At 35.0% G+C, this 19,546-nt stretch carries 22 protein-coding genes and 2 other annotated features; of the genes, 11 read left to right on the top strand and 11 right to left on the bottom strand.

Annotation, left to right across the window (positions count from 1 at the left end):
* Positions 1-163 precede the first annotated feature (163 nt).
* Positions 164-982 (bottom strand): class I SAM-dependent methyltransferase, encoded by an 819-nt coding sequence (locus RCJ96_RS23520; protein WP_416504319.1) that lies wholly within the window; start codon positions 980-982, stop codon positions 164-166.
* Between the two features lie 114 nt (positions 983-1,096).
* Positions 1,097-1,367 (top strand) — a binding site (T-box leader).
* A gap of 50 nt (positions 1,368-1,417) precedes the next feature.
* Between RCJ96_RS23520 and metG the strand changes: the two genes are divergently transcribed.
* Positions 1,418-3,052, top strand: a complete 1,635-nt coding sequence (metG, locus tag RCJ96_RS23515) for a methionine--tRNA ligase (RefSeq protein WP_416504320.1) — start codon at positions 1,418-1,420, stop codon at positions 3,050-3,052.
* 41 nt (positions 3,053-3,093) lie between these two features.
* Here metG and RCJ96_RS23510 read toward each other — a convergent pair whose 3' ends face one another.
* The 6 genes from RCJ96_RS23510 to RCJ96_RS23485 form a co-directional block, all read right to left on the bottom strand.
* Positions 3,094-3,348 (bottom strand): hypothetical protein, encoded by a 255-nt coding sequence (locus RCJ96_RS23510; RefSeq protein WP_416504321.1) that lies wholly within the window; start codon positions 3,346-3,348, stop codon positions 3,094-3,096.
* 72 nt (positions 3,349-3,420) lie between these two features.
* A complete protein-coding gene (locus tag RCJ96_RS23505; RefSeq protein ID WP_416504322.1) occupies positions 3,421-4,323 on the bottom strand; it encodes an EamA family transporter in 903 nt (300 codons plus the stop codon).
* A gap of 139 nt (positions 4,324-4,462) precedes the next feature.
* Positions 4,463-5,905, bottom strand: a complete 1,443-nt coding sequence (locus RCJ96_RS23500) for a sensor histidine kinase (RefSeq protein ID WP_074607011.1) — start codon at positions 5,903-5,905, stop codon at positions 4,463-4,465.
* Positions 5,883-6,548: a response regulator transcription factor gene (locus RCJ96_RS23495; protein WP_000148833.1), complete on the bottom strand. Its 666-nt coding sequence runs from the start codon at positions 6,546-6,548 to the stop codon at positions 5,883-5,885. The genes RCJ96_RS23500 and RCJ96_RS23495 overlap by 23 nt, the downstream gene beginning before the upstream one ends.
* 364 nt (positions 6,549-6,912) lie before the next feature.
* A complete protein-coding gene (locus RCJ96_RS23490; RefSeq protein ID WP_000734938.1) occupies positions 6,913-7,374 on the bottom strand; it encodes a L,D-transpeptidase in 462 nt (153 codons plus the stop codon).
* A 30-nt stretch (positions 7,375-7,404) separates the two neighbouring features.
* Positions 7,405-7,848: a DUF3978 domain-containing protein gene (locus RCJ96_RS23485; protein ID WP_074607013.1), complete on the bottom strand. Its 444-nt coding sequence runs from the start codon at positions 7,846-7,848 to the stop codon at positions 7,405-7,407.
* 404 nt (positions 7,849-8,252) lie between these two features.
* On the opposite strand from RCJ96_RS23485, the gene RCJ96_RS23480 reads away from it, so the two are divergent.
* A complete protein-coding gene (locus RCJ96_RS23480) occupies positions 8,253-8,867 on the top strand; it encodes a DedA family protein (protein WP_000454749.1) in 615 nt (204 codons plus the stop codon).
* Positions 8,868-8,923: 56 nt separating this feature from the next.
* Here RCJ96_RS23480 and RCJ96_RS23475 read toward each other — a convergent pair whose 3' ends face one another.
* Positions 8,924-9,715 (bottom strand): hypothetical protein, encoded by a 792-nt coding sequence (locus RCJ96_RS23475; RefSeq protein WP_074607015.1) that lies wholly within the window; start codon positions 9,713-9,715, stop codon positions 8,924-8,926.
* A 164-nt stretch (positions 9,716-9,879) separates the two neighbouring features.
* On the opposite strand from RCJ96_RS23475, the gene RCJ96_RS23470 reads away from it, so the two are divergent.
* The 4 genes from RCJ96_RS23470 to RCJ96_RS23455 all read left to right on the top strand — a co-directional run bounded on the left by RCJ96_RS23470 (position 9,880) and on the right by RCJ96_RS23455 (position 12,130).
* Positions 9,880-10,101 carry a helix-turn-helix transcriptional regulator gene (locus tag RCJ96_RS23470; protein WP_000776167.1) on the top strand — a complete coding sequence of 74 codons (222 nt, stop codon included), beginning with the start codon at positions 9,880-9,882 and terminating at the stop codon, positions 10,099-10,101.
* Positions 10,088-10,798, top strand: coding sequence for a DUF3169 family protein (locus RCJ96_RS23465; protein WP_000238426.1), 711 nt, complete (start codon positions 10,088-10,090; stop codon positions 10,796-10,798). Before RCJ96_RS23470 ends, RCJ96_RS23465 begins: the two co-directional genes overlap by 14 nt.
* A 42-nt stretch (positions 10,799-10,840) precedes the next feature.
* Entirely contained in the window at positions 10,841-11,893 is a 1,053-nt protein-coding gene (locus RCJ96_RS23460) for a M50 family metallopeptidase (RefSeq protein ID WP_242304753.1), read from the top strand.
* Positions 11,894-11,989: 96 nt separating this feature from the next.
* Positions 11,990-12,130: a DUF3985 family protein gene (locus RCJ96_RS23455; protein ID WP_000404782.1), complete on the top strand. Its 141-nt coding sequence runs from the start codon at positions 11,990-11,992 to the stop codon at positions 12,128-12,130.
* A gap of 603 nt (positions 12,131-12,733) precedes the next feature.
* On the opposite strand, the gene RCJ96_RS23450 is transcribed toward RCJ96_RS23455, so the two are convergent.
* Positions 12,734-13,120 (bottom strand): DUF3938 domain-containing protein, encoded by a 387-nt coding sequence (locus tag RCJ96_RS23450; RefSeq protein ID WP_001077770.1) that lies wholly within the window; start codon positions 13,118-13,120, stop codon positions 12,734-12,736.
* A 461-nt stretch (positions 13,121-13,581) separates the two neighbouring features.
* On the opposite strand from RCJ96_RS23450, the gene RCJ96_RS23445 reads away from it, so the two are divergent.
* A complete protein-coding gene (locus RCJ96_RS23445) occupies positions 13,582-14,103 on the top strand; it encodes a GNAT family N-acetyltransferase (protein WP_074607021.1) in 522 nt (173 codons plus the stop codon).
* A gap of 98 nt (positions 14,104-14,201) precedes the next feature.
* Here the strand turns inward: RCJ96_RS23445 and RCJ96_RS23440 are convergent, their stop codons facing one another.
* Positions 14,202-15,095 (bottom strand): YitT family protein, encoded by an 894-nt coding sequence (locus tag RCJ96_RS23440; RefSeq protein ID WP_000530036.1) that lies wholly within the window; start codon positions 15,093-15,095, stop codon positions 14,202-14,204.
* Between the two features lie 277 nt (positions 15,096-15,372).
* Between RCJ96_RS23440 and RCJ96_RS23435 the strand changes: the two genes are divergently transcribed.
* The 3 genes from RCJ96_RS23435 to RCJ96_RS23425 all read left to right on the top strand — a co-directional run bounded on the left by RCJ96_RS23435 (position 15,373) and on the right by RCJ96_RS23425 (position 17,413).
* The gene (locus tag RCJ96_RS23435; protein ID WP_000394930.1) at positions 15,373-15,657 is read left to right on the top strand and encodes a hypothetical protein; all 285 of its coding nucleotides are present in this window, start codon (positions 15,373-15,375) and stop codon (positions 15,655-15,657) included.
* A gap of 28 nt (positions 15,658-15,685) precedes the next feature.
* Entirely contained in the window at positions 15,686-16,468 is a 783-nt protein-coding gene (yidC, locus tag RCJ96_RS23430) for a membrane protein insertase YidC (protein ID WP_000920536.1), read from the top strand.
* A gap of 129 nt (positions 16,469-16,597) precedes the next feature.
* On the top strand, positions 16,598-17,413 hold the full coding sequence (locus RCJ96_RS23425; RefSeq protein WP_416504323.1) for a hypothetical protein: 816 nt from the start codon (positions 16,598-16,600) through the stop codon (positions 17,411-17,413).
* A gap of 78 nt (positions 17,414-17,491) precedes the next feature.
* Here RCJ96_RS23425 and RCJ96_RS23420 read toward each other — a convergent pair whose 3' ends face one another.
* Complete coding sequence (locus RCJ96_RS23420; RefSeq protein WP_416504324.1) at positions 17,492-17,719, bottom strand: hypothetical protein; 228 nt, start codon at positions 17,717-17,719, stop codon at positions 17,492-17,494.
* Between the two features lie 166 nt (positions 17,720-17,885).
* Positions 17,886-18,123: a binding site (T-box leader), on the top strand.
* A 65-nt stretch (positions 18,124-18,188) separates the two neighbouring features.
* On the opposite strand from RCJ96_RS23420, the gene RCJ96_RS23415 reads away from it, so the two are divergent.
* Positions 18,189-19,502 carry an APC family permease gene (locus tag RCJ96_RS23415; RefSeq protein WP_048557419.1) on the top strand — a complete coding sequence of 438 codons (1,314 nt, stop codon included), beginning with the start codon at positions 18,189-18,191 and terminating at the stop codon, positions 19,500-19,502.
* The last annotated feature ends 44 nt before the right edge of the window (positions 19,503-19,546 follow it).

The raw sequence follows: 19,546 nt of genomic DNA, 5'->3' as shown, positions 1-19,546 counted from the left end.
GATTATCAGTATCAACTAAGAACATTACTCTTCGTTATGTTGGTCATACCCCTTTTTGACGACGTAAGTCAGAGACGAAATGTTGAAATATCTTGTGTCCTATTCTACAGAATTATGGTAATCTCCAACCTCAACTTATATGCGTGAGCATGCAAAAAGGATCCTATCCGTGAAGGGATCCTTTTTTGCATGCTGTCGCAATTAATGTATAGAGACCCGATACACGCTCTTCAATTCCTTCCGGTGCAGTAGAAGGGAAGACCCATCTTTGATGAGGCCCATGTTCTTCAACTAGTTTTTCAATTTTAAAATGTTCTTCTGCAAGTGTTGTAACAATTTCTCCTAGCGTCCAGCGGCGGATGGTTGTTTTAGGTAACGATTCTTTCTGCGCTTCTGTAAGAAGGATGCTATAAGCAACATCCTCTTCAATTAATTCTTTATCAAAATAATTTCCATTGGCCTGAAATGATGGGTGGTCGACTCCTAATAATTTCGTGTAAACAGGATGATAGTCACGAAGGATAAGCATTCCATCTTCTTTAAGTAAAGTAGCAATTTTTTGAAAGAGCGGTTTTAAATCTAAAAAGTAATGGAGTACACCAAGTTCCAGCAATACGATATCAAATGATTGTGAGAGCTGTACATGTAATACATCAGAAACGACATACTCGATAGAGACACCGGCTGCGTCCGCAAGTTCATTTGCATATTTTGCATTACTTGCTGAAATATCAACAACTGTTACGTCAGCTCCTAAAAGAGCGAGAGCAACAGCTTTGTTTCCTTTTGACCCGAGTAAATTAATAATACGTTTTCCTTTCGGAGATTGTATGTAAGGTAAATAGTGATCTACCTCACGCATAGGGTCTTCTATGATTTTTTTCGCATAATCAGCTGGTGCCCCGTGACGATTCGTCCAAGCTTCATAAGCAGCTGCATTCCAGCTTTTTTCATTACGTATGCTTAGTTGTTTTTGATTCAATCGTATCACTCCTTTTGTGAACGTATAGGTATTCGGCAGGGGGATGGGATTTCCTTTTCTTTTTGGATAAAAGTTTGATTTTTCTGTTATTAAGTCGTACAATACATGTTATACGTAAAAGCGTTGAAAAGGAAAAGTAGGATGAACACATTCTTTCCAGAGAGCTTCGGTAGCTGAGAAGAAGCAAGAATATTCATTTGAACAATGGCCTTTGAGCTTCGTCCTGAACTTATCAAATGATAATAGTAGGCGGCGACGAGAGTTGGTACTCGTTATCAAAACCACAGTATAAGAGCATATAGCTCCGTACTTGTTAAGGCTAATTATGTGAGTAATTGGCGAAATAAGGTGGTACCGCGACTGTTTATACAGCCCCGCCCTTATCTTTTTTAGATAAGGGCGGGGCTTTTTATATTTTTAAAGGAGGAATGTAAGATGAGTATTTTTATTGGAGGAGCTTGGCCGTATGCAAATGGTTCGTTACATCTTGGACATATTGCGAGTTTGTTACCTGGAGATATTTTAGCACGTTATTACCGGGCAAAAGGTGAGAATGTGTTGTATGTTTCGGGGAGTGATTGCAATGGAACACCAATTGCAATTCGGGCAAAACAAGAAGGTGTGACGGCGAAGGAAATTGCTAATAAGTATCATGAAGAGTTCCAGCGATGTTTTCGTAGCCTTGGTTTTACGTATGATTGCTATACACGTACAGATAGTGAGCACCATCATGAAACGGTTCAAAATGTTTTTTTACGTTTATTAGAAGAGGGACATATTTATAAAAAAACAGTAGAACAAGCATATTGCGAAATGTGTACACAGTTTTTACCTGATCGTTATGTAGAAGGTGTTTGTCCACATTGCCATGAAGAGGCAAGAGGAGATCAATGCGATGCGTGTTCAGCTATTTTAGATCCACTCGATTTGTTAGAAAAGAAATGTAAGTTATGTGGTAGTACACCATCCATACAGGAAACAGAGCATTTCTATTTCGCATTGCATACATTTCAGGAGCAAATTAAAAGGGCTGTAGAAATCGCTAAACAAACAGGAACATGGCGCGACAATGCGATTCAACTAACAGAGAGATATGTAAAGGAAGGATTACTAGATAGGGCCGTATCACGCGATTTACCAATCGGGGTACCAATTCCAGTAGAAGGGTATGAAGATAAGAAAATTTACGTATGGATTGAAGCAGTGACAGGGTATTATTCAGCAAGTAAACATTGGGCTGAAGAAACAGGGAAAGAGGATCGAGAGTTTTGGGATAGCGAAGCGAAAACATATTATGTGCACGGAAAGGATAATATTCCGTTTCATTCCGTCATTTGGCCAGCAGTATTACTTGGAATAGGAGAAGGGGCAATTCCTCGTCATATCGTTTCGAATGAATATTTAACAGTTGAAAAAAGAAAATTATCTACGAGTAAAAACTGGGCAGTATGGGTGCCTGATATATTAGAACGCTATGATCCAGATTCTATTCGTTACTTTTTAACAGTAAATGCACCAGAAAATCGTGACACTGACTTTTCATGGCGTGAATTTATTTACAGTCATAATAGTGAATTGTTAGGGGCATACGGAAACTTTGTAAACCGGACATTAAAATTTATTGAAAAGTATTATGGTGGTATCGTGCCGAATGGAAGTATTGATGTAGAGCTAAAAGATAAGATAGAAAGATTATATAAACATGTAGGAGAGGCGATTGAGCAAACTAAATTTAAGGTAGCGCTAGAATCAATATTTGATGCAGTACGTTTTGCAAATAAATACTTTGATGAGAGGCAGCCTTGGAAACAAAGGGAGGATGATCCAGTTTCATGCGAAGAAACGATTTATAATTGTGTGTATCTCATCGCTAATTTTGTAAATCTCCTGGAACCATTTTTACCATTTTCAAGTGAAAGAATTAGAAATATATTATCGATTGTGAACCGAAATTGGGAGCCTCAACATACGTTGCCAAGTAGAATTGATAGCGTGCAGCCACTATTTGAACGAATCGATGTAAAACAAATTGAGCGTGAGTTAGAAAAGCTATATGGAGCAATAAAGTGAGATAGAGAAAAAGACCTTTCAAATAAATGAAAGGTCTTTTGTTATGCAGTAGGATTCTCTTTCTTATCCTTTAAGAAGAACAGAACGGCAAGGATTACGAGAATAATAGCTGCAATATCATATGTTATTTTGAATGTAGTATTAAAGTTTAAGTACTCCACTAAAGGGGTTTTGACTGCTCCAGCATATATACAAATAGGAATGAAGAGCACATCGTAAAATTTCTTTTCTTTCATATATCTTATTAGGAAGAAGATACACATAATGGCAAAAAAGGCTACGCTTAAAATAGTCATTTATACCTCCAAATAGATTTGAAATTATACCACATTGTAACTTTATTTCCATTTATACGCAAGTTAATATTTTTAAGCACTATACACGCGATTACATTTTTTTTCTTTCCTAGCTGTAAGAAGTTGAGGAGTGAAAATCCCAAGTAATATAACGATAATCCCAATCCACTGCATGAACGTTACGACTTCATGTACAAGTGTAATAGAAGCGATAATGGCTGTTGGTAATTCAGCTGCTCCTAGTATTGTACCAAGTCCTGTTCCTACTTTCGGTACGCCAATTGAAAAACAAATGACAGGTACGACAACGCCGAATAATCCGAGGAAGAAAGCATATTTCCATAGGCCAGCTTGCAGGGCACCATCTGTTAAAAAGGTTGGTGGGAAGAATAGGCATACGATAAGCGTAGCGCTTGTTGTCATAAGAAAGCTTTTCGTATAAGGCGGAACTTCTGTAGCAACACGCCCGCTTGCAAAAACATAGAATGAAAAGGAAACAGCAGCTAATAGTCCAAAGATTATACCTTTCGTGGAAAAGTTTTGTCCGAGACCTTCAAAGACACCGCCTGCAAACAATGTTCCAGCAAATAAAATAATGATAGATATAACTTTCTCACGGCTTGGAAATGTTCGGTTTGCAATTGCTTCAATAACGACACCAATCCATGTGAACTGGAAAAGTAGGACGACAGCGATAGATGCTGGTAGTTCTTCTACAGAAATAGCGTAGAAGATACCGGTCATACTCATCGTTGTGCCAACTGTTAGTAAGGAAAAGAATTGCTTTTTTGTTACTTTATGACGTGAAACGAAAAGAACGAGCAGAAGAAGACCGATCCATCCGAAGACATATTGACCTCCTAATAGTTGATGGGCTGAAAATCCATCAATGAATCCGAGTTTGAAAATAGTTGAAAGTACGCCGTAGCTACAAGCTCCGAATAAAACGAGTAATGAATACTTAAATTTCTCCATGAAAATCCTCCTTTTACATAATAAAAAACGCCCGCTATCCAAATAAGGATAACGGGCGAACGAAACAGAGTCATATACTCTACAAAATTCCGCCACTCATACGAAGTATGAATTTGGGATATGAAATTGTAGTAGGTTTTTACATTGCTTTTGGGAATACAATAGAACATTTTACACCTTGAGGCGTGTTTTGTATACCATAAGGAAATTGATGTTTATCTAGTATTTGTTTTACAATGTATAACCCAAGACCACTACCTTGTACTAAGCCGTGTTTGTCAGGGTTTGCGCGATAGAATGGCTCAAATAAATGGGCAAGTTTATCCTCATCTATTTGTGAACCTGTATTTAATACTTCTAATGCGTAACCGTTTGGCTTTTCATAAAGCTTTATATATACATGCTGATGGTCAATTGTATAATGAATTGCATTTGAAATAATGTTAAAAATGGCAGTTTGAATAAATTTAGGATCAGCTAAAACTTGTACATCTTGTTTAATGTTAGATTGAACATTTAACTGTTTTACAGATACGAAATAATCTACTTTCTTCATAACATCCTCAATAATATTAGTTAATGAGATAACTTTTAAATCAGGTTTAAATTGAGGGTTTTGTATTTTGGATAATTCCGACATTTTTTCCGTTAATATGTTAATGTCTTGCATCATTTCATAGGAACGTTTTAAATATTTATCTCTATCTTTATAAGCTCCAATTCCGTGAATCATGCCATCTAGTTGTCCCATAACGGCTGCGATTGGTGTTTTTAATTCATGGGAAACCATAGACATAAATTCTTTACGGGATTGTTCTAATTGTTGCTCCTTTTTGAGTTCATTTCTTAAATCTTGATTGCTCGCATGTAAATTCTTCACTATATTTGGTATTTGTGAAGCAGCTACTTGTAAATTAAAATCTGTTTGATCCGTATTTTTGTTGAGTAGCTTTTTATCTGAGAAATCAAGATTCATAATATCTTTTAAAGCATCACTCATATATTGAAAAGGTTTAGCAATTAGTTTTGCATAAATTAAAGATCCGAGCAGAGATAATGCAAGCATTGTTGCGCCAATATGTGGAGCTAATTGCTGCAGTACATCTGTTAATTTTGGATTATCTTGTGCATCATTTGCTTTACTTGCTGCATTTTGTTTATGTAAGGCATCATTAGTAGCGACTTGCTTTTCCGTTTCTGTAGATGGAGCAGAAGCGCTATTTTCCCCCGAAATATTTTGAGCATGTTCTTTTGCTTTTGCAGTTTGGCTAGGCTGCAAAAGATGATTGATAGCTGTAGAGAGAGAATTATAATCTATAATAGCAGATTGGAAATTAAACATGTCCCCCTGTGATACAGCTTTATTTTGATTCGTTTTACTTTGGTCGTTTTGTTTATCTGAATCCGCTTGTTCTGTAGTATGCGTTCCATTTTCTTTCGCAAAACGTTCTTTATCGTAGTTTGAAGCTAAGAAGTAAATAACTTGATAAAGACAAAGTGATAAAAGAATACAAAATAATAAGGTTTTGATGAAAATATTTTTGGTGATGTTGTCTTTGCTACGATTCGATTTTGTAGCCAATGCCTTTCACCGTTTTAATATAAGGAATTCCTAATTTTTTTCGTAAGTTTTTAATATGTGTATCTATAACTCTTACATCACCATAATGTTCATAGCCCCATACCTTATTCAACAAATCACTTCTTGATAATACTTTTCCTCGATTTTGCAGTAAAGTATAAATAATTTCAAATTCTTTTGTTGTCAATTCAATTTGATTACCATGAACATAAGCGGCGTATGCTGTAGAATTTAACATCAATTCATGGAATTGTAGTATAGTCGCAGCTTCGGCTTCCTTCGTTGCTGCCCTTCTTAATACAGCTTCTACACGTTTAATAAATACGGTGTAATGGAACGGTTTCGTAATATAGTCATCAATACCTAATTCAAATCCTTTAATTTCACTTTCTTCATTATGTAAGCCTGTTAACATAATGATTGGTACATCAGATTGTCCTCGCATAATTTTACAAATACTATAGCCATCTATATCTGGTAACATCACATCAAGGAGGACAAGATCGTATGAATTTTTTTGGAAAAGAAGTATACCTTCTGTCCCAGCACCAACGACATCAACAGTAAAGTTTTGTGCCATTAGAAATTCACGAATCAGCTCTTGTATATCTGGGTTGTCTTCAATCACCAGTATATGCGTCATAGTAACACCTCCTAAATAACGCTTTTAACTGCAATATTCGAATTCATCATTTTTTCGATGACTCAGATTGTTTATACATATAATAAGCCCCCGCCATAAAATAATCATGAAAGTAGCAAGGGGAGTTGTTTAGTGAAACTGAATATTTAAGAATTACAGTAATTCTATTATAGTATGTATTATAAAATTTATAAAATATTATAACTGTATAATTTTAATATCCATGTTTATCAATGTTTGGATGTTACTTAACACAATCTATTCCTATTATATATGTAAATACAGTTGTTTTGCTACTGTAAATGAAGAAATAAAATAAGCCAAGACATAAAATTCTTGGCTACACGTAAATCGCGCTTTGAGGTTATTTTACAGTGACAGTAGCTTGCTGGGGAATACGCTCAAATAACCAGTGTATATCATTGTTATACATACGAATACAACCTAGTGTTGTCCACTTACCAATTGCCTGGTTATTGTTCGTACCATGAATCGCATAAGTTGTTCCGTAAGTTCCTGCCATGTTTAGTCCGAGCCAACGGTCACCAAGTGGATTACGTGGATCGCCGCCTTTAATTTTGCCTGTGTAATAAGGACGATTTTTAATTTTATTTACGATTTGGAAAGTACCTTTAGGTGTAGGAGTAGATGCTTTTCCAGTAGCGACAGTAAAACTCTTTATGAATTTTCCGTTTTGATAATAATCCATTTTATTTAACTGTGTGTTTACAATCAGTTGATCTTTCGTTGTAGCTGCTTCAGTAGTTGTGAATGGAATAGTTAAAAATCCTAATGATAATAGTGCGCCTAATAATAGTTTTTTCATTATATTCTCCTTTTTACTATTGTAGTAGTCTTACATACAATGAACTTGCAACCCTCGTAATACTTTATTTACATTTTCATCTAATGTTTCAAAGAAATTAGTAATTTTGGCATCGTGTTTGTTGTTTTTATCAATAAGTAATCTTTCATTTAGTAAAAGTTCACCATGTAGTCCAAAACTTTGAACTTGAATATTTAATTCATCTTCCGTTTCAGAAATGATTGGTAAGAAGTAGTGAAAAGCTTTCGTTGGAATGATATAGCTTTTACCAATCATGCTTTCTTGATTTGAATTAATCCATTTTTTCGTGACAATTTTAATGTTCTTTTTTGAAACGATAAAAGATAGTGTTGTAGACTTTGTTAAACTTACGTCAAATTCATTTGTTTCACATATGTGCAAATTAAAAACGGTTTCATTTTGGTGAGATTCAACATTTGTATTAATAAAATCGTGCATTTTATAAGCTTCCATTTCGTATTCACCCTTTTTTCAATTTCGAAAAGCGATTAATATTTATTCAAATTAATGTTTAGTCATATATTAGTTAAATTTTTAAACAAATTCCGATATAATCTTACAATACGTATATGAAGCTAATATGAAGTTCGTATGAGTTTGTAGTGGTTTTTTATTAAGAACAAAATATAACGATTTTTAAGTGTTAAAAAATGGATAAAAAATGCATATTAAGGCCCTGGTTTCTCAAGTTATATACTTGTTAAGTTGTCTGAAAGTGAAAGTAAATAAAGAACGTAAAAGTTTAGTGAGAGCCTTACAAAAATGTAATAAAAATGTAAGCTATTGTGATAGTTATTTCGACAATTTTTTTATACAATATTAGTAAGAAGTTGCACGTGATTGAAAGGAGAGATGACATGGAATGGATTCATGAATTATTTCAGCAATACGGGTACTATGTTGTACTTGTCGGCTTGCTGTTAGAATATATTGCACTTCCGTTTCCGGGAGAGCCAACGTTAGCATATGCGGGATTTTTAGCACATAAAGGTGATTTAAGTTTACCGATTTTAATCATTCTATCCTTTATTGGGACAAGTGTAGGAATGACGATTCAATACTTTTTAGGAAATAAATTAGGTATGCCCTTTATTCAAAAGTATGGGAAATACGTATTTTTAACACAAAGAAAAATCGACTTAACAAGAATGTGGTTTGATAAGTATGGATATTTCCTAATCTTTATCGGTTTCTTTATTCCTGGTGTACGTCACTTTACAGGATACTTTGCAGGAATTATTAACTTACCATTCCGCCGTTTTGCAATTACAATTTACTCAGGTGCTCTATTTTGGGTATCATTCTTCTTAATTGGTGGTTACTGGTTAGGTGGAAACTTGCATGATATTTTTGGAGCGCTAGAAGGTCACATCGGTAAAATTATTTTTGGAGTGATTGCGATTGTAGCAATTACGTTAGGAGTTCGTTTCCGTAAACAGTTAAAACGAGCATTATTACAAAACGCAAGTTAATATGGAATCCATTCTATGTCAGAATTTAGGAAGGCAGTGCAGAAGCACTGCCTTTTTTATTTTATGTTCCAATCGATTTTTAACTTTCCTTTTGATTGATTTCCGCTAACTATAATGTAATAAGTGCCTGTCTTAATTGCTGCGAAATGGTACGTATTAGGGCCAGCTGGAGCTAAATAATTTTCTTCCTCTTGAAACTCACTAGCCATTTTTATGTCCCCTATGTAGCCATTCGAATTTTCAGCTTGTGATTCAATAGTGAATTCTAATATGTCACCTCGTTTTAGCTCAATTGGGACTTTATGTTCACCACTAAAATGTTGAAAAGATGCTTCGAAAGAGTTATCGGTTTTTGTTTCGACCCATTGTTCTTTTGATGTTCCAACCCTTGCTATATCTACTAAGTGAATTGTGATAAATATAATAAACATAATGCTTGGTACGAAATACTGTATCCATTTAAATTTTGTTGCTATGACTGTGCATAAATAGAAAGAAAGAGAACATACTGCTCCGATTGATCCGAGGAACAAGAACTGTATTAGATCAGCTTCTTTAAATATTAAGAAGGGAAGAAAAAATAAATAGCCGCAAAAAATATAAAGTAATAATGTCTTCAGTCTTGTATATGTTTTTAATTTCAAGTTATCTATGCAAATAGAGCAAAAAATTGCATATACCGCAAGGAAAGGAACGAAGGGAAAATATAGTAGTTCTCGTAATCCAGCTAAGAAACTATATAATGTTGGTTGACTAGTTGTTAAGAGAAGCGTGCTAATAAGTAATAATAAAAAGAAAGTCGCTGTAAGTTTAGTAAGAATATAGGAAAAAGTAGATGTTTTATTCATAGGTCACTTCCTTTGTTTAATATTTCACATTCATTATATAGGTTATTTTTATCATAATATATCTTTATTTTTGTCAATTATTAACGTCAAAATGACAATTATAATTGACAAAAATAAGGATATTATTTACAATTTTAATTAAATAAATGAAAAAGAGGGAAGATATGAAGCTTCAAAATCGGGTGAGGGAACTACGAGCAAAGCATCGTTTATCACAAGGGGATTTAGGGAAAGCGATTGGGTCATCGCGGCAAACGATTAGTTTAATTGAGCGCGGAGATTATGCACCATCTATCGTATTGTCGTTAAAAATCGCACAAATTTTCAATGTACCGGTGGAGGAAATATTTACGTTAGTGGAGGGGGAAGATGATGGTGAAGGGTAAACTGGGAGAACAATTTATTAGTTTTTGCAAACTCATATTAAGTATGGTAGGTGGCTTTTTTGCATCTTATATAGCTTTAGATTTACTCTCGGATGAACCGAGAAAATTATCACCCAATATATTAATAGGTGTATGTACTCTTTTTGGAATGATAATGATGTATTACACTTGGAAGAATACACGTATGTTAGCGGAGGCACGTGATGAAGAAGAGAGTGTACAAGGTAGAAAATTGGGGATTGTAATTATGTATTTACGTATAGGTGATATAGTTACGCAGGCATGGTTTGTATATGCAGTTATTGCATGTAGACGTGCATTCATGCATGATGCAAATGTTTCCTTCGCAATTTGGAATATGATAGCTGCTACTGCTTTTACGATTATTATAGTAATCATTGGGATTATGGCGAGGAATCGTTATAACAAGCTTTACCCTGAACAAGGTGTAACGTATATGGAATCGATGGAGATGTGGAAGAAAAATGCTGATGAAGGATTAAAGCATATTGTGCATGAAGCTGGATATAAAGCGTACGAATTTACGAATAAAGTATTGGCATATGTGTGGTGGGCTGCCGTTATATATACAGCAGTTAGTGATATCAATTTCGTGTTGCTTGGTTTAATCTCGTTTATTTGGATATTACATATCGGAAAATTTATGTACGAAATGCATAGAAAAATGATTTATTAAGGGGAGAAAAAGGTGGATATTTTAAGAAGGCCAGCTGGTACTATGACGGCGGCGTTAGTTTTGTCCATTTTATACGGAGTAATCCGAACTGGGAAATTAGAAGTAATGTTGGATATATGGGCATTATTTGGAATTTTTTTATTGGTGTTAGCTATTCATGAGCTAGGACATGTAGCGTTTGGTTTAATAGGTGGTTTACATTTTAAATTTATGACAGTAGGGCCGATTACTTTTCAAAAAGAGAAGGGGAAAGTACGCATTCGAGAAAATAAATTGTGGATGTACTTTGGAGGCGTGGCGATGTTAGTGCCTCCTTCCATAGAGACACCAAATCTTTCGAAAAAATGGGCGTGGCTCACTTTAGGTGGACCGATTGTGAGTTTACTATTTGGTATTACTTCTGGTTACATATACATGGTGAGTTATTATCAATATCTTTTATATTTTTCTGTATTACACTTTGTGATTTTTGCAGCTACAATCGTACCGATAAAAGGAACGTTTTTGAGTGATGGTATGCAATTTCTCATTTTAATTAAAGATGATGAAAAAGCGAGGCAGCATTTATATAACATTCAAGTATCGAGTGAGTTATTTAGTTATAAGAGGCCGAAAGTTTGGGATAAGAGATTAATAGAACTTAGTGAGGAAAAATTAAAGGAAGATAAAAGTATAAGAGATATAATGAGCGGACTTATGCTCGTTTTTTATACCAGAGCCGATCAAGAAGGAATGGAAAGAGCGATACCATATATAGAACCAATTGTTCAACTACCTGTAACGAAAGAAAATAAATATTTCGTTAGTAGTTTTCATAGTTGGTATCTTTTATATAAAGCTCTTTATCAGATGGATAGTCTTTCTCTGCAAGAAGCGAAAGAACATGGGAAGGCTATTACAAAAATAGACTTACATGGGTATTATCGTACACAAGGAATTGTGAAATATGTAGAGGGCGATATGGAAGCTTCCAACGTTTATATGAGGAAAGCGGATAAAGAATTGAAGAGCGCCGAGAAGAGTGAAATGGGATATTTACAATTAGAAAGAGAATGGTTTGAGCAGCTGAAAGAGAGGGTATCTTACGATGGGTGAGGTATCCTCTTTTTTCTATGTCGTCTTATGCCGTTCCATAAAAAGTGTGGGGCGAGTAAAATAAGATGTGAGGAGCAAAGCTTGGAGGAATTCTAGATGGAAATTTTAACGATTATTTTAATCGTCTTGCTCATTTATGCTGTTTTTAAAGTAGCGTATGTAGCATTAAAAATACTCGCGATCTTATTAATTATCTTTTTAATCGTAGAGTTCGGCAGTAAATTGCTTGGGGGATAGGGTATGTTGTGCGCTTTGATTGTCGAAGAATGTCGGTAAGTCGATATCCTGTGTCGAACCGTCGATATAATGAAAAAATCGCCGATAAAAGTGTAGAAATCGTCGATATATTTGAAACATCGTTGATATATTTTAGTGAATACGAAGTGGGGTATGTGGAAAAGAAGTTGCCGTGAGGGTAACTTCTTTTTATTGTAGTGGCGGGGTATAAAGTATAAATAGATTGCCGAAAATTGTCGGTAAGTCGATATCCTATGTCGAATCGTCGATATAATGAAAAAATCGCCGATAAAAGTGTAGAAATCGTCGATATATTTGAAAAATCGCTGATATAATCCGGTTGATACTGGATGGGGTATATGGAAAAGAAGTTGCCGTGAGGGTAACTTCTTTTTATTGTAGTGGTGGGGTATAGAGCATAAATAGATTGCCGAAAATTGTCGGTAAGTCGATATCCTATGTCGAACCGTCGATATAATGAAAAAATCGTCGATAAAAGTGTAGAAATCGTCGATATATTTGAAAAATCGTTGATATAATCCGGTAAATACCAATCAGGGTATGCAAACCAACATAAAAAAAGCTGGAAGAATTTCTTCCAGCTTACGAGTTACTTTCAATTTGGCGACCGTTTTCTTCTTCGTTGTCTTGTAATAGGTTGAATACATCTGCTAGACAGAATGCAATGAACCAAGTCCATAGACCGTGGAAGAAAGCTGAGCTTAATTGAAGTGGTAATGTATAGTTAGTCATTGAGTAGGAAATACATCCGCCGACAATTCCGATCATTGTTAATAACATTGTTTTTTGCGCATTTTCTTCTGGATTAAAGAGGAAGAAAATGTATCCACCTAAAATTGAAGCGCTTACAAGTGTTTCGATTCCATTAAAAATGATATTCTCTCCAAGCTGAGTGTTTGTCCAGAAGCAGATTGTTCCGCCGATAATAGCAAACAGGACAGCTATTGTATATCGTATATATTGATTCATATGTTCATCTCCTTATGTAATAAGATGATTTGGAAGTCAAAAAGGTAGGTATAGTATATTGAAGTGAGTTTTAATTGTACGTATCTTTTTATAAAAGATCATTGAAGAGTAACTAAGATGATCGGTTATTTAAACCGTTACGTGTATGGTGTCTGAAATATACCTGACTGCTCGTTTCTTTTTGTTTGTAAAATATGAGAAACTTCCAAGTCTATATACTCTTTTTTTGTGAGTCTGTTTTCATTATAACACATTTAGAGACATAATAATAGAATTATCTGATTTTGTAATAAGTGTAAAAAATAAAAAACGCAAGGAAATACCATTAACGGTGCGGTTTAGTAGAAGAAGGAGTTTCATTTATTTTGATGAAATATGTAATCAAGGTGAGATCTAAGAAGTCTTAAATACGATAAAAAGTGTTTTATGGCATGCATGTAATGTAAGGGAGGAGAGTTAACTTGGAGTTCACAACAGAAAGATTAATAATTAGACCTTTTAAGAGTACTGATTTACAGGATGTATTCGCTATTTATAATAGTGATGATACATGTAAGTTCCTATTACATAATAAGTGGACTCATGAAGACATGCAGGAAAGATTTAATAAGAAGCTAGCAAACAATGCACTTACTAAAGACTCAATATTAAGTTTGGCGGTTATATACAAAACTAAGGTAGTTGGTGATTTATCCGTATGGTACACAAATATGAAAGACACTGTCGAGATAGGTTATAGTTTTTCAAATGAAGTAACTGGAAGAGGTTTGGCAACAGAAGCGGTAAGTCGTTTGGTATTTAAATTATTTAATGAATGTAATGTACACCGTATACAAGCTAATCTTGATGCACGAAATACAGCTTCACAAAAATTGTGTGAACGAATAGGCATGAGAAAGGAAGCACATTTCATACAAGATTTCTGGAATAAAGATGAATGGACAGATAGTATTGTATATGGAATGCTATCCTCCGATTTGTAGTAATAAACTTAATGATTGTATTATGCTAAAGGGTACGTGAGTTGAATAACAAAGGGCATAACATATTATATGTTATGCCCTTTCATGTATTGACCTTTTTATATACGTTTGAAACGGCCGACAATTTCAACTGTTTCAGTAATGTTCATAAATGCTTTGTTATCCACTTGACGGATAATACGTTTCATTTCGCCTAACTCATAGCGAGTCACGACAGTGTAAATCATTTTTTTCTTATGGTTTGTATAGCCGCCGACAGCATCTACCATTGTCACGCCACGTATGCCGTGATGTAGTAGGGCGCTTTTTATTTCCTCGCCTTTTTCTGTAATTGTCATTATCGTTAATTTAATATGTTTCGTATGCACAGCATCGATCACTTTGCTGACTACAAATCGACTAATTAACGTATAAAGTGTAATATCCCATCCGAAAATAAATCCTGCTACAACAAGTAAGATTAAGTTGAATCCGAAGATGATTGCTCCAATTGAAACATCGCGATATTTCGCTACAATCAATCCAACAACATCAAATCCACCTGTTGAAGAAGCAAATCGGAATATGATTCCTGAAGCTGCTCCGCAGATTACACCGCCGAATACAGAAGATAGTAAAATATCGTCTGAAACTTGGTGTACAGGGATAATGTTCATCGCTAACGATGATACAGCTACAAAGTACGCTGTTAAAAAGGTTGTCTTCTTGCCTAAGTAAAAGTGACTTAAAATAAGAAGAGGAATGTTTAGTAAAAAGATAAGTGCACCGATATTGTAGTGCATTAAATAACCGATAATCATCCCTACTCCAGCGAATCCACCGCTAATCATATTATGCGGGATAAAGAACATATTCATAGAAATTGCATACAAAATAGAAGCTACGAAAATAACAACCAACTGTATGATAAATTCTAAGTGAAATGTTTTAGCTGCTGGGAAGGATAAAAAGGCGGTGTCGGGAACGTAATCGGCGTCTCCTAGTTGACCCATAGTATGTTTCATCTCCATATTCATTTTTGATTACAAGAAGAGAATAAAGGTTTTTTCAAAAACTGGCAATAGTTTTATTATAATGCAAAAATTTTATAAATTTCTAATAAATCAAGCCTATTCATTGATGTGTGTGAATATACTAAAGAAAGCGAATACAATGTTTCTTAATTATTATTTTCTTGAGAAAATATGCAAAATACTTTTTTTGACGATAAAAGGAAATAGAGAATGTTTGCCGAATGTGCTAAAATGACCTTATTAAGGATGTGAAGCGATGGAATTTTTATTGCAGGATGCAATTCTATATATATCGTTTGTAACGACAGCACTTTGTTTATTAGAAGTTTTCTTCCTTGCTAACGTTTCTCGCTTTGTGCGTCAGCAAGCATCGAGCGGTAGACAAAGAGCATTTGCGTTAGTTGATACATGTGAAGATAGTGCGGGGAATGTACCGCTATTTTCTATTTTTTATAAATATGGAATGATTCGTTCTGTACGCAGACAAGAATCAAGTGAAGAGAATGACGAGGTCGGTCCGTATACACCAATGTTTCGCTAAATAATTATGAAACATTGGAGGAATGAACATGTTAAAATCATACCGAGCTGTGCTCGTTAGTTTATCATTATTACTTGTTTTTGTTTTATCTGGTTGCAGTAATGCAGCACCAATTGATGCACATAGTACGGGAATTTGGGATCATTACTTTGTATATCCAATCTCGTTCATGATTCAATTTGTTGCTCATCATATACCGGGAGCTAGCTTTGGGATTGCTATCATTATTATGACGCTCGTTATTCGTTCAGCAATGATTCCATTAGCTGTTTCGCAATATCGTAGCCAAGCGAAAATGAAGAAAATGCAACCTGAATTGCAGAAGTTAAAGCAGAAATACGGTGATGTAAGCAAAGATCTAGAAAAACAAAAACAGTATCAAAAAGAAATGTCAGAACTAATGAAATCAGGCGGTTGGAATCCACTTGCTGGTTGTTGGCCAATCTTTATACAAATGCCGATTTTCTCTGCTTTGTATTATGCGATTAGCCGAACAGAAGAGATTCGCACATCTTCGTTTTTATGGGTGAACTTAGGACATGCAGATCCTTATCATATATTACCGATTATTGCAGCATTAACGACATTTATTCAAATGAAGGTTTTCCAATCGAATATTACACCTGGAGAACAAGTACAAATGCTAAAGATGCAGCAAATTATGATGCCGGCAATGATTTTATTTATGGGATTTGCGGCACCATCAGGTCTTGTGTTGTACTGGATAACAGGTAACTTATTTACAATGACACAAACAATTGTATTAAGAAGAATAATGGAACGTGAAGAATTACAATTACAAAAAGCATAGAATAACGCCGCTCATTATGAGCGGTGTTTTTTTGTTAAGTCGTTAAGGAAATGTTAAGAAACCAACATTACTATAGGCATTGTATACGAGAGTGTACATGCATTAGAAATATGAAGGAGGAAATTTCCTATGAAGAAGAAAACAGTTGGGTATTTAGCAATTGCAGGTGCTTTATCATTCGGAATCATTGGGGGAGTCGGCATCCCGGCATTCGCGGCAACGAATACTCCAGCAGCTGAGCAATCTACAAAAACGGCGAAAAAAGATTTAGATGACGCTACAAAACAAAAAGTAAAAACGATTATGAATGATACAAAGAAACAGTTAGAGGAGCTAGGTGTAAAGCTTCCTGAGAAAGAAAAACGTAAAGAAATGTTTGCGGGATTAGATGAACAGGCGAAAGAAAAAGCGAAATCAATTTTAGAGCAAGAAAAGTCTGGGAAATTAACACGTGAACAAGCAAAAGAAGAATTAACAAAATTAGGCGTGAAGTTCCCGGAAAAGAGTAAACACAAAGAAATGTTTGCGGGATTAGACGAGGCAACAAAAGAAAAAGCAAAATCAATTTTAGAGCAAGAGAAATCCGGCAAATTAACACGTGAACAAGCAAAAGAGGAATTAGCGAAGTTAGGCGTGAAAATGCCAGAGAAGGGTAAGCATAAAGACATACTTGCTAACTTAGATGAAGCAACAAAGGAAAAAGCAAAGTCTATTTTTGAACAGGAAAAGTCTGGGAAATTAACGCATGAGCAAGCAAAAGAAGAATTAACAAAACTAGGTGTGAAACTCTCAGAGAAAGAGAAGCATGAAGACATCTTTGCGGGATTAGATGAGGCAACAAAAACAAAAGCAAAAGCAATTTTAGACAATGAAAAGAAACAATTAGAGGCATTAAATGTGGATCTTCCGCATCATAAGTTTTTTATGAATAAAGAAGATAAATAAGCGAATTACATATCTTTCGTGTGGGCAACCGGAAGGTACGTGCGAGGACCGATTTCTGTCAGCAGAAATCGGTCCTTTTTAACGATTCAATAAAATTCTTTTCATTGTTAGTATGTATCCAAAGACGCAGTAGAAGATTGCAAAACCGATAAACACTTCCGTGTATTGGTATTTACCTAATACGTAGAAGGAAACAGCTGGTATAATAGCTACCGCTAAAATGCTATAACCAGGATACTTGTGCCGATGCATGATAGCAAATAGAACAGAAAGAAATGTAGCGATGATACAAAAAACAGCAATCATGATTGATGCACCTCCTATATAGATTATACCATTTTTAGGTAATTAGAGAAGTGGCGTAACTTCTGTTATAATATAAGAAGAGAAATATTTCGTATGTTATATAAGAAAATATATTGATTTTTTCTAACAATTCAATATAATGAACAATAACTACAAAATTCGACATCAAGAAGTGATGATGAGGACACGATCAATTTTTTACGATTCTCAGAGAGGGAGGCCTTTGGCTGTGAGCTTCCTAATACGGAAAAATGGATTACCACCTCTGAACTGCAGCAGTGAACGAACATCTAGTAATTGCTTGCCGGCAAAAACCGTTATTTTAGACTTGAGAAATTGGTGAAGTGTGTTACTTTACGAATTGAAACAAGGGTGGAACCACGAATATAACACTCGTCCCTTTTTTAGGGAGGAGTGTTTTTTTATTTCATTTTTGCATCACACTAGAATTGGAAGGAGGATACGAAGCATGCATCATGATGAGAAGAACAAAATTGGTTTAACGGTAGCACTTTCTATCGTAGTAGGAACGATTATTGGGTCTGGTGTGTTTATGAAACCAGGGAGCGTATTAGATTACTCGGGGAGTTCTAATATGGCGATTCTTGCTTGGGTAATTGGTGGTCTGTTAACGTTAGCAAGTGGTTTAACAGTAGCTGAAATTGGAGCGCAAATCCCGAAAAATGGTGGGTTGTATACGTATTTAGAGGAGATTTATGGAAGTTTTTGGGGGTATTTATCAGGCTGGATGCAAACAATTGTGTATGGGCCAGCTATTATTGGAACGTTAGGGTTATACTTTAGTTCTTTAATGATTAATTTTTTCTATTTAGATAAAGTATGGAATTTACCAATCGCAATTGGAACAGTTGTGTTCCTTGGCGTTGTAAATAGTATGGGAACAAAATACGGAGGTATCGTCCAAACGATCACGACAATCGGGAAGATGATTCCAATCGTATTAATTGTTGTGTTAGGTTTTTGGAAAGGGAATAGCGATATCTTTAACGTAGTTGTGCCGATATCAGAAAATCAAAGTATCGGGATGGCGATCTTAGCAACATTATTTGCTTATGACGGCTGGATTCTACTTGCGTCAATTGGTGGAGAAATGAAGAATCCAACAAAGCTATTACCGAAAGCAATGACAGTTGGGATTTTAATTGTAACAGCTGCTTACGTATTAATTAATTTGGCGTTATTGAATGTATTACCAGCAACGCAAATTGTAGAACTTGGAGAAAATGCAACAGCGACAGCTGCAGGAATGCTACTTGGAGAATATGGCGGGAAAATTATTAGTATCGGTATTATCGTTTCTATTTTCGGTTGTTTAAATGGAAAGATTTTAACGTTCCCACGTATCCCGATGTCGATGGCAGAACGTGGACAACTTCCATTTGCTAAGTTTATTGCGAAGGAAAGTCCAAGATTTAAAACACCAGCAAATGCGATTACTGTTGAAATTATTTTAGGAATTATTTTAATGATTATTAGCGATCCGAATAAGCTATCTGAGATTTCCGTATTCATTATTTATATTTTCTACGTAATGACGTTTATCGGTGTCTTCATTTTAAGAAAACGTAATAAAAATAAAGAGCGTGCATACAGTGTACCGTTATTCCCAATCGTCCCAATCGTTGCGATTTTGGGCTCACTCTTTGTAATCGGTAGTGCGATTATTAATGATCCACTAAGTTGTTTCTTATCAATTGGAATTGTCTTTACGGGACTGCCGGTATATTGGTATTTAAATAAGAAGAATAAAACTGCTGTTTAATAATTAGAAAACAGGCGTATCATACGCCTGTTTTTTATGTGAAA

The organism is Bacillus sp. BSL6 (assembly GCF_052928345.1).
The sequence above is the reverse complement of the archived record's forward strand: the minus strand, read 5'-3'. Positions and strand labels throughout refer to the sequence as shown.